The sequence below is a fragment of the Acetobacter senegalensis genome, assembly GCF_001580995.1.
Taxonomy (GTDB): domain Bacteria; phylum Pseudomonadota; class Alphaproteobacteria; order Acetobacterales; family Acetobacteraceae; genus Acetobacter; species Acetobacter senegalensis.
Genome location: NZ_LHZU01000139.1, coordinates 81155 through 96924 on the forward strand (window position 1 = coordinate 81155; position 15770 = coordinate 96924).

Sequence of the window (15770 nt, forward strand, 5' to 3'; positions counted from 1 at the left end):
AGCTACCCGATCCGGTTCTCTGCGGGTTTGGTTGGGTGCATTTACTGAAACTGCTCTTTCAATAGAAAAGGCCCTTACGCAGAATGCATAAGGGCCTGTGGTGCCTATTATCTTCAGAACAATGGGTTCGTAGGGCGTCAGTTTTTTTGGGAGGCAGAGGGACTGTTCTCTCCCGGATCAATGCCAGTGTCGTAGGATTGTGGCGAGGAGGTGGATGGCCCGGCTCGGTCCAGATTTTCATATTGTTCCGGGCTGGCAGGGATATCGATGCCGCCTGCCGCAGTGGGGTGCCGTAACCCTTCATACTGGAAGCCGGTAAAGGTCATGGTCTGGTTGGGCGTGGGGAGAAGCTTGTCTTGCCATCCGCCTCCCAATGCCCGCACCAGACCGACTGATGCCTGAAGTGCGCGCGCCTGGATCTGGGCCTGCTCAATCCGGGCATCAAGCGTGTTGACCTGTGCAATCAGGGCATCCAGATATCCGTCAGCACCCCCTTTATAAAGAGTCATGGTCAGGGTCTGAGACTGCATTGCAGCATCAACCGCCTGTTTCAGTCGTACATTTTCGGCTCGTAGTCGCGCCGTCAGGGAGAGGCCGTTTTCCACATCCCTGAAGGCCGAGAGCACCGTCATGCGGTAGTGGTCGCGTGTTTCACGGTAAGCGGACCAGGAGCGCTGCAACTGGGCACGCCGTAAGCCGCCTTCAAACAGTGGCATGGTCGCTGAAGCGCCATAAGACCACATGCTGTTTGCCAGATTGGCCAGATCAAAGCCGTTGCCATCAAAGCCCCCGTTGGCGTTGAAGGAAACGTGGGGATAAAATGCTGCACGGGCAATGCCGATTGTACGGTTTGCCTGCGCCATTTCGCGTTCAGAAACGGCAATATCCGGTCGCCGTTGCAATAGCTCAGAGGGGAGGCCTAACGGCACAGTCGGTTCAGCATCGTCCTGCTGCGCAACAGCAGGAATATGGAAAGAGGAAGGGGAGGCATTGACCAGTACGGCCAAGGCATGTTCCAGCACTTCACGTTGTGCCTGTACGTCAAGCTGGCGAGCCTGTGTCATGTAAAGCTGGTTTTTGGCGCGGGCGACATCAATGCCCGTAGCGTCCTGATTATCAAGCCGTGTTTGGGTCACATGCAGCGCCTGCTGATAATAGCTGATGGACTGGCTATAAATTGCGTTCTGTGCATCCAGCCCACGGAGGGCAAAATAATCTGTTGCCACTTCGGCCTGAAGGCTCAGGCGCGCCGCTGCGTATTGGGCGGCCTGTTCCTGTGCATAATATTTCTGCGCCCGCACACGGTTACGAATAGCGGACCAGATATCAGGCTCCCAGCTTGCCAGACCACCGTAATATTCATCAGTTGCAGTGATAGGCCCTTTGTATCGGAAGAGCCTGTCCGCTGAGCTCTTATTATCGCTTGACCCGAATGCCAGCGCAAAATGGGGTAACAGATCAGACCGTGCTTCCATAACAATGGCGCGGGCCTGAATAAAACGTTCAGCGGCGGCCTGAAGGTCCGCATTGCTTTCTGTGGCCTGTGTTTCCAGCGTTGTCAGGGTAGGGTCTGCAAACAGGGTCCACCAGTCAGACCGCAGGACTGTATCCTGCGGCTGGGCTTCCCGAAACAATCCTTGCCCATACCATGAGGCCGGCACAATAAAATGCGGAGCCTGATAGGTGGGGGCCAGATCACAGGCGCTCAGGACTGTCAGCGCGGCAAGGGTGGTGCCTTTCAGAAGGATGTGCTTGCTCATTCGTCATCATCCCCATCGGTCTGGCTGTCCGCCGTTGCCAGATAGCCTTTTTCCGGCACGCTGAGCCGAACACTTTCTCCTTCCAGAAGATCAGCAGGAGGGTTGTTGATGATACGATCCTGCGGGCTCAGGCCAGCATCCACTTCCGTATAGGCATCAGACATACGGCCCACAGTAATTGCCTTGTAATGCGCCTTGTTTTGCGCATCGACCGTGACCACCTGCATACCTTTTTCTTCAAAAACCAGCGCCCCTGTGGGAATGGTGTAAACACCCCCTTCCGCCGGTGCGGAAAGAGCGACAGAAGCAAAGGTGCCAGGCCAGAGTTTCTGGTCTGCGTTATCAATGGTGAATTCCGTTACTGCCGTGCGGGTATTGGGATCATACCCTTTGGCAATGGTCAGGAAACTGGCCGTAACAACCTGATTAGGGTACTGCGGCACGGTGACACGTGCTTTCAAACCCGGTTTCAGAACGTAGGAAAACACCTCTGGCACCGAGACAAAAAGCCGCATTTCGTGTGTGTCAGCCACGGTAAAGAGTTCGCTGGCTGTGCCGTTGGCGTTCAGGTTCCCCCCGCCCGCCGCAACATAGTCCCCAACGCTGATGTTTCTGGCGGTCACAACACCATCAAAGGGCGCTATGATGGTTTTGAATTTTTCCAATGCATCATAATGGTCCACATTGTGCTGTGCTGCTTCTAGCGCAGCGCGGGCGGATTGTTCATTGGCGTTCTGCACTGACACGGATTGCCCTGAAACAGCCTGTGACTTCCCCATGGACCGCCAGCGGTCAGCCGTAACGGTTGCCAGCCCGTATTTGGCCTGCGCTACCTGAAGGTCCGCTTTGGCCTGAGCATATTGTGCGTCCAGCCCGGGTGCGTTAATTTCAGCCAGAACATCCCCTTTTTTGACCGGGGCACCGTAGTCCTTATACCACATTTTCACATAGCCTGAGACCTGCGCGTAAATGGGGGCTTCGTACCATGCGCTGATATTGCCCGGCAGTGTCATGGACAACGTGGGTGGGGCAGGTTTGGGCTGCACAACAGCAACATCCGGCACGCTGGCGTGTGTGGCATCCGCTTGCAGCGCAACTTCATTGTGCAGATGCTGGATTTCCAGATAGCCAACATACGCAACCAGAGTGCAGAGCAGGGCGCCGACAAAAAGACGTTTTTTGGTAAGGGTGGACATTATGCAGCCTCCTTCCCGTTCTCGTGGCCCGTATCTGTCGGGCGGCGGGGTTTGGTGTGAGAGGTATTGTGAAAAATTGCGTAAACACAGGGAACAAACAGCAGAGTGGAGACTGTTGCAAAAATAAGTCCACCAATCACCGCTTTGCCCAAAGGTGCGTTTTGTGAATTGCTGGTCGCCATGGGCACCATACCAATCACCATGGCGGATGCGGTCATGATCACAGGACGGATGCGGCCAAAGCCAGCTTCTACGGCGGCAGAAAGCGCATTGCCATGCAGGGCCAGACGCTCCTTGGCAAAAGAGACCACCAGAATGGAGTTGGCGGTGGCCGTGCCCATGCACATGATGGCCCCTGTCAGCGCCGGAACGGAAAGACGGGTCTGGGTCAGGAACAGGCTCCAGGCAATGCCTGCAAGGGCACCGGGAAGTGCGGAGATAATGATGAAAGGATCAAGCCAGGACTGAAAATTGATCACAATCAGCATGTAGATCAGCACAATGGAGACCACTAACCCTGCTATCAGTTCCACATAGGCGCCATGCATGGTAACGGCCTGACCGCGGATATCCACAGCAGCGGTTGAGGGAAGATCAGCCTTGCTGTCAGCAACAGTTTTCTTCACACGGGCCAGAACGGAGCCAAGGTCCGTGCCTTCTGTTGAAACATACACATCAATTTCCGGCATGGAATTATAGTGTGAAACCTGCCCCGGTGTGCCGGTTGGCGTTATGGTGCTGATGCTGCCAAGAAGCTGCATGTCTGTGCCCTTGGGGTCATTATCTCCTTTATCAACCGGAATGGTCAGCAGATCATTGTAATGTGTGAGCTGATCTTGCGAGACATAGACGTTCAGTGGGAATGTAATGCCGCTTTTGGGGTCCAGCCAGTATTGTGGATCAACCGTCTGGCTACCTGAAAGAGTCATCAGTTCATTATTGGCAATATCAGCTTCCGTCATGCCGGTCGCCTGTCCGAAGGTGCGGTTGCCCTGCACAAACAACGTGGGCGTTTTCATGGTTTGCTGAACAACCACATCCACCGCGCCGGGAATGGCACGCAGTTTGTTTACCAACAGACGTGCGTATTGGTAATTGTCACGAATATCCGGGCCAGAGACCTGAATATCAATGGGAGCAGGAGACCCAAAATTCAGAATCTTTTCAGTCAGGTCAGCAGGCTGAAAGGTGAAGACAGAGCCTGGAAATCTGGCAGAAAGATCCGTACGCAGCAGTTTGCGATAATTCCAGACAGGCGACGTTTCATCCTTGAGGGAGATGGTGAGGTCACAATCCTGCGTGCCAATGGATGGAGTAGGAATAAATGCCTGATTATGCGGGCCTTCCGGCAAGCCACAGTTATTGATGATACCCGAGACTTTTCCTGGCAGAATCTGCTCAATCCTGTCATCCACCAAAGCGACGATGCGCCCCGTTGTTTCAATGCGCATACCCAGCGGTGTGCGCATGTGCATCTGCATCGTGCCGGATTTGACTTCGGGAAAGAAATCCTGTCCCGCCATAAGGAACAGGCCCAGAGAGAGCACGGATGCGCCCAGAAAACAGGCTGCAAATAAGCCGCGCCGCACAATAATCCGTTCCAGAAGTCTCCCGTAACTTATGCGGAAATTATGAAAGCTATGTTCGAATTTGTTCTGGAAACGCCCCAGAACACCTTTCGGTAACGCCAGATGTTCATCACTATGCAAGCCGGGATGCACCTGTCCGGCCAGCAGATATTTGGCCATGGTTGGCACCAGAGTGCGGGAGAGAATGAAGGAGGCCAGCATGGCGAAAACAATGGCTTCCGCCATGGGCATGAACAGCCATCCTGCCACGCCACTCAGGCGGAAAAGGGGTGTCCACACAATGCAGATACACAGGGTTGAGACCAGCGTGGGAATAACAATCTGGTTGGCCGCATCAATAATGGCAGGTTCCAGTTCTTTCCCTTCTTCAAGGTGCGTATCAATGTTTTCGATCATCACCGTGGCATCATCCACCAGAATCCCCACGGCCAGAGCCAGGCCGCCCAGAGTCATGACGTTGATGGTCTGACCAGCCATCAGAAGGCAGATAATGGCGGTTAGAATAGCGAGCGGTATGGATGTGGCGATAATGAGCGTGGATCGCCACGAACCCAAAAACAGAAGCACGACAAGGCCGGTCAGAACGGCTGCGGTCGCCATTTCCCGCACCACATCCTGAATGGCGTCTTTCACGAAAATCGAGGCATCACTCAATATGGAAATATGCACGTCTGGCGGAACAAGTTTCTGAATGCGCGGGAGGAGTTCCTTGGTGCGTGCCACGACATCCAGCGTGGAGGCATCACCGCTTTTCATGACCACCACTTCCACCCCCTGTCGGCCTTTGACCAGAACAAGGTTTGTCTGTGGGTGCCCGCCACGGTAAACCTGTGCAACATCATGCACGTAAATAACTGCATTCCCCACGCGTTTTACGGGAATGTCTCCCAGTTCCTTCATGGAGCGCGGGGTGGCGTTGGTCTGCACCATCCAGTCCGTCGTGGCGATTTTCTGATCCCCGGCGGGCAGAACAATATTCTGCTTACGCAAGGCGTTCTGCACATCCATGGCGGATAGATGATGGGCCTGTAGTTGCTTCTGGTTAAGCGCCACCATGATAAAACTGTCCATGCCACCATAAGGATGTGGCAGAACGGCCCCTGGCACGGTCACCAGAATGGGGCGGATGCGTGTCATGGCAATTTTATACAGATCAGACGGTGTCTGTTTTTCAGAGGTGATCTGAAGCGCCAGCACTGGCACGGAAGATGCTTCCAGCCGCATGACCATGGGGGCAGGTATGTTATCAGGAAGCTGTTTGATAACAGTTTGTGAAATGGCGGTTACTTCCGCTTCAGCTTCACCAATATCCGTGCCCGGCTGGAAGTAGATGTTGACAATGCTCCTGCCGTAATAGGAGCTGCTTTCCATATGTTCGATGCCCTCCACAGTGGAGGTTACGGCCAGTTCATAATTGTAGGTGATACGGCCAGCAAACTCTTCAGGCAGCATCCCGCCATAAGTCCATACCACGGACACAACGGGAATCCGGATATTGGGAAACACATCAGTCGGCGCCTGAAAAAGGGACAGTACGCCAAAAGCGAGAATAAGCAGCGAGAGGACGACAAATGTATAAGGTCGCTTCAGCGCCGTCACGACGATGGCGTTCATGCGTTTCCTTCCTTGCTGGAATCAGTGGAATTCCGCGCAAGATAGAATTGGACTTATGCAATAATCTTTTAAAAAAAATATTATCCTGTTAAAAAGAGTTTTATGAAAAAAGAAAAATAACAAGAAGTTTTTATGAAATTGAATTTATGAAAGCCGATGGGTTCTGGATTTTCGGCTCCGCGCTTATTTATATTTTCTTTATCAGTGTCTGAGTTCATGAGGGAGAAAGAGACACGGTTGTGCTGCTCCTGCATGGAGGCACACTCTGACCCCTTCTATTTTCGTTCTCGTGCATTTGGAATGTTCAAAAACCTTTTTTTTGGTTTTAGAGAGCCGTCACAATTGTTTGATAATATTGCAAGTAAGAAAAGCAGATAGGAAGTTTTCTGAACTATGGAGTGGCGATTGGCTACCAGGGTGAGGAAGGACATTGACGACAAAGGCAACCTCAATACTCAGGAATTGAGGTTGGGAGCCTCTTTGCTGGCGCAGGGGCAAAAATGGGTTTGCATGCCATCATGCAGAGGTGCTCAGGCAAAAAGACGCGGCTCAGGCAGAACCAAAGAGCGCCAGCCCGATTGAGGGGCTAGACTGATTTTGGCTTCTTTTGAAGCGGCCCTTAAATACTGGATCAGATGACCTTCACAGTGCGGGCAGACTTGCTTCGGTCCACTTTGGCCCTTTCTTTGAAGATGGTGGCCTGATGTGCGTAGAGAAGGGGCGGAGTTTCAGAGGTGCTGTCCCTGCGATGACGCAGAAATGTCATGATATCTTGCTGTAAACCTTCTTGAGCTTCGCACGTTGATCGTTAAAGGAGAGCAGAGTCTGCTCTGATGTTTTTTCGGTGAGTTGAAGGATAATGTGAGAAGGATTACAGCCCCTTCGGTGATGTGGCTGTGAGGCACAGCTATTCGGGTTTTCTTTATTTTTACTCAATGAGCAGGGCTGAATTATGAGTGTTGCATCGTCTCATCGGGTTCCTGTCACTCTCGTTACCGGTTTTCTGGGCGCGGGTAAAACCACCTTGATGCGTCATATTCTCCAGAATGTGCAGGGGCATCGGGTGGCGGTTGTGGTGCAGGCTGGTGGGCCGCTTGGCAATGGCGGAGAGTTTCTACGGAAATACGGCATGGAGGGATGTGGTGATGAAGAAAGTATCGAACTCCCTAATGGCTGTTTGTGTTCTACCGTAAGGGACGATTTTCTTCCTGCCCTGGAAAGCCTTTTGAATCGAACAGACCCACCCGAGCACGTTGTTATTGAAACATCCGGTCTGGCACTGCCCCGTTCACTTCTGAGGGCGTTTGGTGCGCCTACCGTGCGTAACCGGGTGACGGTGGATGGGGTTGTAACCGTTATAGATTCCTTTGCTGTGGCATCTGGTCGGTTTGAAGATAAATCGGCTAGTGAGGACGGTATGTCCATGGCGGGAGGGCCTTCCGCGCATGAGAACCCGATAGCGACTATTTTTGAAGATCAATTAAGTGCAGCGGATCTGATTGTGCTGAACAAGACTGATCTGCTGGATAAAGCAGGAATAGATGCCGTAGAAAAAGCCATCAAACTGGCTGCGCCTCCTTCTGCCAGAATTCTGCGCACCACCGAAGGTAAAGTGGATCCGGCCGTTCTGTTGGGTGTGGGAGCAGAAGCAAAGGCTGATTTAAGCACAGCATCTTCTATTGCCGGAGTAGAAAACCCTGTGTTTGAACATGATGATTTTGAAAGCTTTGTGATCAAGGTGCCAGAACAGTTGAGTGTAGAAGGATTTTTGACCCTCCTGCAAAACGTGGCGCGTAAATATGATGTGTTGCGGACCAAAGGCTATGCTGCCGTGCGGGGGCAGTCCCAACGTTTGGCGGTGCAGGGGGTGGGAACGCGTTTTCGGCACGAGTTTGATCGTTCCCTGGCGGCCGGAGCCGACCGTATGGGGCGTATTGTGATGATCGGCCAGAAGGGGTTGAAAGAAACTGCCCTTCGGTCAGCCTTGTCAGAAGCAGGTTAAGATGGAGGCTGAAAGTGAGGTAAGGGTACACAGAAGATAAAGAGTTACCTTGTTCCTGGCTGTATTTATTTCAAGAAAGGTTTCTTTTTGAAATTGGTTTGTGACTATATTTTTTGAGAAGTAAAAAATAATGTTTCACTAAAAAATATAGCACGTTCAATTCGGCCCATTATGTGCACAGCATACTCTATGCTCAGAAAGTCTCGGTTGAATCATGAGGCAAAGCGCAGGAAAGGTGATGGCGGAAGTCCCAGCCGGGAGAGATTTTCTCGATAGGTGTGACTGTGTCGACGGAACAGGAAAAGCCCTGCGCGAAAAATAATGACACTCCACATAAACGCCAAAAAGCGTAATTCAGCTATTTGTAGCCATTCTTTACTATGACTAATCCGAGGGATGTGGCCGATGGCGTTAATATGGTTCATGAAATATTGCGGATATTGATTTTGTATTGTCTTATCGTAGCAAAAATTCTTATGATTATTTTCTCTGGATACGAACCCTACATATAGAATGAAGATTTCTTGGCGAGCTGGCTCTGTCAGGGAAGCGATGAATTTTTTCAAGGTAGCGAACGACTGTACAATCCTAAAAGATATTATCTGGATGGCGTGAGAAATATCAATTATGGGGACCGGGAAGAAGGTCGGAAGCATGCGGCTGGGGTGGCATGGCGGTATCAGTGATCATGCAAAGGCATAATGGCTTAGGCTGAAGGTGTTGCTCTTTCGGGGGTGGAAGAGAGGCGCCTTTTGAGACAGAGAGGACACAGTCGCGTGTGGTTCCGCCTTTCTGCCTCATATCGGCTTTGCCAAAAAAGCAGGCGCTGAACGGGTATGATCCTGCCGTGTGGGGCCGTAAGATAAAGCCACGTACTTATGGGCAGCGGTTGAACGAGATGGGCCCGAAGCCCAAGGAGAGAAGAATGGCGCAGTCTTTCCCTGTTTTGTTGGTTCGGCATGCTCCGGTCCTGTTGCCGGAAGGGGTATGTTACGGACGGCAGGATGTTGCCCTCCGTCCCGGGTGGGAAGGTCTTGCATCAGGGTTGGCTGTGCTGGCACAAGGCGCTGTCTGCCGTGTGTTATACAGTTCACCTGCTATGCGGTGCCGCGAAATGGCGCAGAAACTGGCGGCGGCCACTGGAATGGAACTGAAAATTGATGATCGTCTGGCCGAACTGGATTTTGGCCGATGGGAAGGCATGAACTGGCAGGAAATCAGCCGGGCTCAGCTTGACGAATGGGCGGCAGACCCGGCACGTTTTGCTCCCCCTGGAGGAGAAAGTGGCATGGCGCTCAGCCAGCGTGCCCGCGCTTTCTGGCAGGATATCAAGGATGCGGGCGTACCGGCCTGTGTTTTGTCGCACGGGGGGCCGCTACGGGTGCTGAGTGCATTGGCGGAAGGCAGGCAGCCGGAACTGCTGTCACCTTCCATGCCGCAGGGCTCGGCGCGTTTGTTCATGGTGGCGCAGCAGCAGGGCCGTTTGGCGGAAGCGAGTTGTGCGGCAGAATGAGACGGCAGATGTGAAGTCAGCGGAAGAGAAATTGGGCGACGGCAAAATAACTGTGCTGGCCGGGCCCAAAAAGCCTTGGTGAGCACCAGCAGTGCTTTCAGATTTACACAGGCCAATCTGATAAGCGGTCAAAGCCGTTTCTGAATATTTATGTATAACCCCAAGAACAGATGAAGAGATTCCATAGACCCATGCCAGATCAGCCCCGAGAGCAAGACGCAACCGCACAGGCTCGCCATCGTGAAAAAATGCAGAAACGCAAGAAGGTGCAGGATCAGGAAGTGGCGTCAAAGTCCCTGGAAAAAGGGTTGTTGATGGTCAACACCGGTCCTGGAAAGGGGAAATCAACCGCAGCATTTGGTATGGCCCTCAGGACATTGGGCTACGGGAAGCGGGTGGTGGTGGTGCAGTTTATCAAGGGCGCGTGGGATACTGGTGAACGCCGCGCGCTGGAACGGTTTGATGATCTGGTGGAATGGCATGCTCTGGGCGAGGGGTTCACGTGGGAGACGCAGGATCGTGAGCGGGATATTGCGGCCTGTGAACGGGCCTGGGCGGTGGCGCGGCAAGCCTTTGCCCGGCCCGATGTCGCTCTTGTGGTGCTGGATGAACTGAATGTGGCGCTGCGGTATGATTATCTGCCAATAGCGCAGGTTCTGGCAGATATTGCGGCTAGAACCCCCGGCCAGCATGTGATGGTAACGGGCCGGAATGCAAAGCCAGACATGATGGAGGCTGCCGATCTGGTGACGGAAATGGGCCTGATAAAGCACCACTTCAAAAATGGCGTAAAAGCACAGCAGGGCGTGGAGTTTTGACGGCACGTGTTCTGATGGTGCAGGGCACGGGGTCAAGCGTTGGAAAATCGACACTGGTTGCAGGTCTGGCACGCGCGTTTACACGGCGCGGCCTGAGGGTTCTGCCCTTCAAGCCCCAGAATATGTCCAACAATGCCGCCGTTACGCCCGATGGTGGGGAGATTGGACGTGCGCAGGCATTGCAGGCGCGGGCCTGTGGTGTGCTGCCTGATGTGGATATGAACCCGGTTCTGCTCAAGCCGCAGGGAGAAACGGGTGCGCAGCTTATTGTGCAGGGCCGCAGGCAGGAGACGCTTGCCGCACGCGCTTACCAAAAGCACAAAGACAAACTTCTGCCTGCCGTGTTGGAGAGTTTTTACAGACTGGCGGGGCGGGCTGACCTGATCCTAGTGGAGGGTGCGGGCTCTGCATCAGAGGTTAATCTGCGCGCGCGCGATATTGCCAATATGGGCTTTGCGCAGGCCGTGAATGCACCTGTTGTGCTGGTAGGCGATATAGACAGGGGCGGTGTTATTGCCAGTCTGGTTGGAACGCAGGTGGTGTTGGCCCCGGAGGATGCTGCCAGAATAAAGGGGTTTATCGTCAATAGAATGCGTGGTGACATCACACTGTTTCATGATGGCATGGCGTTTGTTGCTCAGCGCACGGGATGGGCCCCGCTGGGGCTGGTGCCGGATCTTCCTGCTGTCAGAACGCTTCCGGCCGAAGATGCGGCTGATCTGATGAGCACCCTTGTTTCAGAGCACTCAGATAGGGCTGAAATCAGCCAGAACGGCGTTTCCCGCTTGCGTATTGCGGTGCCACTTCTGCCGTTGATTGCCAATTTTGATGATCTTGATCCCCTGCGGGCGGAGCCAGGGGTGATGCTTTTGCCGGTAAAACAGGGTGAGCGCTTGCCTGAATGTGACCTGGTTCTATTGCCCGGATCAAAAGCGACAATAGCAGACCTGGCGGTTTTGCAGGCCGAAGGATGGGATCAGGACATTCTGGCCCATGTGGCGCGGGGTGGTCACGTCATGGGTGTGTGTGGCGGGTATCAGATGCTCGGCCGGACTATTGCAGACCCTGCTGGCACCGAAGGGGAACCGGAGTGTGTGGCGGCTTTGGGCCTGCTGGATGTTGAAACCGTGCTGGGTGAGAACAAACGGCTGGAGGAAACCAGTGGGTTTATAGAAGGCACGGAAACGGAAGTGTCGGGTTATGAAATGCACATGGGCCAGACATCTGGTGCAGACAGGCAGCGGCCTTTATTGCGCCTGAATGGGCAGCCGGAAGGGGCGGTCGCGGCAAATGGGCAGATCTATGGCACGTATCTGCATGGGGTCTTTGCAAACCGTACAGCGCGTCTCGCCTTGCTGGCGCGTGCTGGCGGAAAGAACTTTGCGCCCGGGGGCTGGTGGTATGAAAGTGGTCGGGGAGCAAATGGCCCGAACGTGCCGGAAAAGCATGGGGCGGCTATAGATCAGGCTCTGGACGCCTTGGCGGATCATATGGAAACATATGTTGACCTAGACGTAGTGCTGGCGTTGGCCCAACCAATCAACGCACAAGAAGCAGTGCGAACGCCGTAAAGGCCCATGGAAACCCCTCGGTACCTCTGACTGAGCCAGTGGCCTGAAAACGAGATGATGATTGCAGCATGGGGTACCAATGCTAAGCTGACGCATTATCATTCTTTTCAATCGGAGGAGATCATTCATGACACATCCGCTTAAAACGGCCTTGGTAACAGGGGCAACAGCCGGGTTTGGGCATGCTATTGCACTGCGCTTGGTCAAGGAAGGGTTTCGGGTGATTGCCACCGGGCGCCGGCAGGAGCGGCTGGATGCTCTGGCGAAGGAGGCGGGTGAAAACCTGTTGCCCTTCAAACTGGACGTGACAGACCTTGCCGCCGTGAAAGCTCTGCCGGGCAGTCTGCCTGAAGGCTGGCAGCAGGTGGATGTGCTGGTGAACAACGCCGGTCTGGCTCTGGGGCTTGAAAAAGCGTGGGAAACCAAACCCTCAGACTGGGAGCAGATGATTGCGACCAATGTGACAGGATTGGTGGAAATAACACGCGCTTTGCTTCCGGGCATGGTGGATCGAAATGCAGGTCATGTCATCTCGCTGGGGAGCACCGCGGGGACTTATCCCTACCCTGGGAGCAACGTATATGGCGCCACCAAAGCGTTTGTTGATCTGTTCATGCGGAATCTGCGCAGTGACCTGCTAGGCAAGCAGGTGCGGGCGACCAACATTGCACCGGGGCTATGTGGTGGGAGTGAGTTCAGTCAGGTACGTCTGGGCGATAACCAGAAAGCGGCTGCGGTCTATGAGCACACCAAACCCCTTCTGCCGGAAGACATTGCAGAAACGGTGGCCTGGGTGCTGAAGTTGCCGCCGCATGTAAACATCAACATGGTGGAAATGATGCCGATATGTCAGGCTGCTGCCGGGCTGGCCGTTGATCGGACCATGGACAACTAAGGAACAGGGCATGCCCGGCGTTACAGCATGTGGTGCCGGGCCTTACTCTAAAATGAACGAGCCACAGGGCTATAGCCCTATATGAAACCTTACCGGCTCAGTCCTTCGGCTACGCGCTATGGACAATATTCTGGCCTTCCAACTTCAACTCCAGAATAGAACGTGCATCCACTGGGTGCGGCAGAAAAGGCGTTTGATGCACAGGCTCAGGCTTACCTTAAAGGGTGACTGAAAAACCTGTCATTGTATCGCCTTTTTACGCCGGATCATGTTGGTCTGTTTGCTTAGGTATCCCCATGTTGCGATGACACATCTGTCTTTTCCGCTCTAAACATTCGTTTCTGGGTTTTGACCTTGGCTGTCGAATGGCTGCTCGGTTCGTCATCTGGCCCCAATACACGCAGGAGCACAGAGTCTGGTTTCATGCGGGTGTGAGTGTATCCAGTTTCTTGTCCAGAGAACTCAGCAGGTCGAGATAATGTTTGCGCATGGATGATGCGTAAGGGTTAAGGCATTCTATGGTTTCAAAAACCTGTGGTGCATCTTTTTCCACCATCTTCATGGCATCCCGCATCAGATCAAAACTGCGCGTTGTGAGATGGGATGGGAAAGGTTCCAGCGTCTTCAGGCTCTGTGCAAGCCAGTGCGTAAGGGCTTGCGTAACCGCCATGTCCTGATCATGTTTTTCCGGTGTGCAGACAAGAACGCGCAGGCCCAGAGTTTTGCGCAGAAAGGCCGCTAACCGGTGATACGGCCCGCGCACCGGGCACAGCACGATTTTCAGGCCTGTTGTTGTCTGGCCAGCACTTTGTGGGCCAAAGAGCGGGTGCGTGCCAATAATGCCGACAGTGGACGGTAGAAGACGGAGCATCATCTCCGTGGGTTTGACCTTTACGGAGCCCACATCAAGCACCAGAGCATCCGGCCGGAGCAATGGAGCAATGTGCGTGAGCACATCGGCCATGGCCTGCACGGGAATGGCAAGAATGATGATCCGGCAGCGGGCAACGGTTGTGAGGTCAGTCAGCCGTACGCCAAGCGTCTGTGCGGAGTCTTCAAGCGAGTTTCTATTGTCATACGCCAGCACCTGAACATGCGGTGTCATATGGCGTGCAACCAATTGTCCGAAGGCGCCAAAGCCGATTAGCCCCACCGTGGGAGGCTCGTCAGACTGTAAGGGAAAAGACGGGCTCATGAACGTTCCTTAGCGTGCCGACAACAGCCAAGGGTGTTCGAGAAACGTCGTCAACCGCTGGCAGGGCGGCGGTTGACCAATAACAGACAACATTCACCGCTATGTGCGCGGTGAATAATACAGTCCACTGTTGTGTGCCGAAGTTGTCATGCGCAGAAGGATGCTGGAAAATGCGGAGGGAGTCAAACCGTTCTGACAGGCGGGCAGGGTGTGTTTCCTTGCCAGAACGGGGGATATTCAGGGCTTCGGAGCAGAGACGGCTGCTTTTTTTGCCAGCTTGGCAGCCTGTTTGGCGGCTTTTTTGGCTTTCTGCCGCTCCAGTCGTTCCTTCATGGCCATGCGTTCATACCGGATACGTTGACGCACCCAGTTGAGCATACCGGAGAAGGTCAGCACCATGATGCCAACAAAGGTCCAGCCATCCAGCGGTTGGTGAAACACCACGTAGCTGAGCACGACCCCCCAGACCATCTGGCTATATTGGGGCAGGGCAACGCGGTTGGCGGGTGCCCGCGCCGTTGCGAGCATCATCAGTAATTGTCCGAAAGCCGCCAGAAAACCATAACCGAACAGATAGACCCAGGAGACCATGGTTGGCGGCCAGGTGGCGTGCAGTCCCATAAGCACGCCGTTTCCTACCAATGGCCCGATCAGGCTGGAACCAAACAGGGACAGGCGCACGGTTTCCTTGCTGGCAAGGCGGTAGGCAATCACGCTGCCTGCGTTGGCAAAAGCGGCCACCAGCGCGCACAGATGGCCCAGATGAAGCGCGCGTACACCCGGCCGAAGCACAATCAGCACGCCCACAAAACCCAGAACAACTGCCAGCCACGCCCAGGCCGTTACTTTTTCTTTCAGCAACACAACAGAAAGAATGGTGACAAACAGGGGCATCAGAAACATGAGGGAAAGCGCTTCTGGCATGGGTAGCAGCATGAAGGCTTCCACGCTGGCTGCCGTGGCCAGAAAAACGCAAAAGGCGCGCAAGAGCCACATGGCCCGCTGCTGTGGACGGAAGATATCCAGATAGGATTCATGCGGCTTCCGAAGAAAAGGAAGAAGCAGAAAGCCGAATATCCCGCCGGAAAATGCCACTTCAAACGGGTCTAACATGCCCGCCAGAAGTTTGGAGAACGCATCGCTGATTGCGAAAGAGGCATAGGCCCCAAAGGCCAGCGCCATGCCGGAGAAAAGGGTTTTGGGGTCCATTACCGTAAAAGCCGTATCAGTGGTGCCAAAGAGGCAGGATGTCTGGCCCGTCCCTTTAAGGTGACGCGCTGCGCAGGGGAGGGCCAATACCCCCAAAACACATAAAGTAAAAGGAGTTTGTTTTTACATGTTTTTTGACTGCGGCAGGACTGTTCTGGCGGGATGGGCGGCCGAGCAGGCTTTTATGTGACGGTACAAGCAGGCAGCAGGGCAGTGCCGAGGGCGAAGATTTTCTGGTGCGTGTTTGCTTGAGCACTTGCTTTCTCTGCCCTATAAGGCGCGGCACAGGGGATGGGGTTCCCCCTTATAACCGCCCGCTCGGGGCTGATGACTCCTGCCGTTATAACCGTGGTGGAAGCCGGGGCCTTGGGCTGCGTCTATCGCCATAACGGCGGGAGAGACATGGCC

The 15770-nt window shown here is 54.0% G+C and carries 11 protein-coding genes and 1 riboswitch; of the genes, 5 read left to right on the top strand and 6 right to left on the bottom strand.

What is annotated here, in order from left to right; translation table 11 throughout:
* Window positions 1-137: 137 nt before the first annotated feature.
* From AD948_RS12375 to AD948_RS12385, 3 genes are read right to left on the bottom strand one after another with little or no spacing between them, the layout of a single operon-like run.
* Window positions 138-1760 (bottom strand): efflux transporter outer membrane subunit, encoded by a 1623-nt coding sequence (locus AD948_RS12375; protein ID WP_061472222.1) that lies wholly within the window; start codon window positions 1758-1760, stop codon window positions 138-140.
* On the bottom strand, window positions 1757-2956 hold the full coding sequence (locus tag AD948_RS12380; RefSeq protein WP_061472223.1) for an efflux RND transporter periplasmic adaptor subunit: 1200 nt from the start codon (window positions 2954-2956) through the stop codon (window positions 1757-1759). The genes AD948_RS12375 and AD948_RS12380 overlap by 4 nt, the downstream gene beginning before the upstream one ends.
* Entirely contained in the window at window positions 2956-6159 is a 3204-nt protein-coding gene (locus AD948_RS12385; protein WP_058988376.1) for an efflux RND transporter permease subunit, read from the bottom strand. Before AD948_RS12385 ends, AD948_RS12380 begins: the two co-directional genes overlap by 1 nt.
* Window positions 6160-7111: 952 nt before the next feature.
* On the opposite strand from AD948_RS12385, the gene cobW reads away from it, so the two are divergent.
* Window positions 7112-8161 (top strand): cobalamin biosynthesis protein CobW, encoded by a 1050-nt coding sequence (gene cobW, locus AD948_RS12390; protein ID WP_061472224.1) that lies wholly within the window; start codon window positions 7112-7114, stop codon window positions 8159-8161.
* Between the two features lie 212 nt (window positions 8162-8373).
* Here cobW and AD948_RS12395 read toward each other — a convergent pair whose 3' ends face one another.
* Window positions 8374-8727, bottom strand: a complete 354-nt coding sequence (locus tag AD948_RS12395) for a hypothetical protein (RefSeq protein WP_211264483.1) — start codon at window positions 8725-8727, stop codon at window positions 8374-8376.
* 359 nt (window positions 8728-9086) lie between these two features.
* Here AD948_RS12395 and AD948_RS12400 point away from each other — a divergent pair, with 359 nt between their 5' ends.
* The 4 genes from AD948_RS12400 (at window position 9087) to AD948_RS12415 (ending at window position 12958) form a co-directional block, all read left to right on the top strand.
* Window positions 9087-9674, top strand: coding sequence for a histidine phosphatase family protein (locus tag AD948_RS12400; protein ID WP_039904208.1), 588 nt, complete (start codon window positions 9087-9089; stop codon window positions 9672-9674).
* A 191-nt stretch (window positions 9675-9865) separates the two neighbouring features.
* On the top strand, window positions 9866-10492 hold the full coding sequence (gene cobO / locus AD948_RS12405; RefSeq protein WP_061472226.1) for a cob(I)yrinic acid a,c-diamide adenosyltransferase: 627 nt from the start codon (window positions 9866-9868) through the stop codon (window positions 10490-10492).
* A gap of 14 nt (window positions 10493-10506) precedes the next feature.
* Window positions 10507-12063, top strand: coding sequence for a cobyric acid synthase (locus AD948_RS12410; RefSeq protein ID WP_061472236.1), 1557 nt, complete (start codon window positions 10507-10509; stop codon window positions 12061-12063).
* Window positions 12064-12190: 127 nt separating this feature from the next.
* The gene (locus tag AD948_RS12415) at window positions 12191-12958 is read left to right on the top strand and encodes an SDR family NAD(P)-dependent oxidoreductase (RefSeq protein WP_058988372.1); all 768 of its coding nucleotides are present in this window, start codon (window positions 12191-12193) and stop codon (window positions 12956-12958) included.
* A 421-nt stretch (window positions 12959-13379) separates the two neighbouring features.
* On the opposite strand, the gene AD948_RS12420 is transcribed toward AD948_RS12415, so the two are convergent.
* The gene (locus AD948_RS12420; RefSeq protein ID WP_061472227.1) at window positions 13380-14153 is read right to left on the bottom strand and encodes a prephenate dehydrogenase; all 774 of its coding nucleotides are present in this window, start codon (window positions 14151-14153) and stop codon (window positions 13380-13382) included.
* A gap of 237 nt (window positions 14154-14390) precedes the next feature.
* Window positions 14391-15362, bottom strand: a complete 972-nt coding sequence (locus AD948_RS12425; RefSeq protein ID WP_227004808.1) for a DMT family transporter — start codon at window positions 15360-15362, stop codon at window positions 14391-14393.
* Window positions 15363-15640: 278 nt separating this feature from the next.
* Window positions 15641-15706, top strand: a riboswitch (Fluoride riboswitch).
* The last annotated feature ends 64 nt before the right edge of the window (window positions 15707-15770 follow it).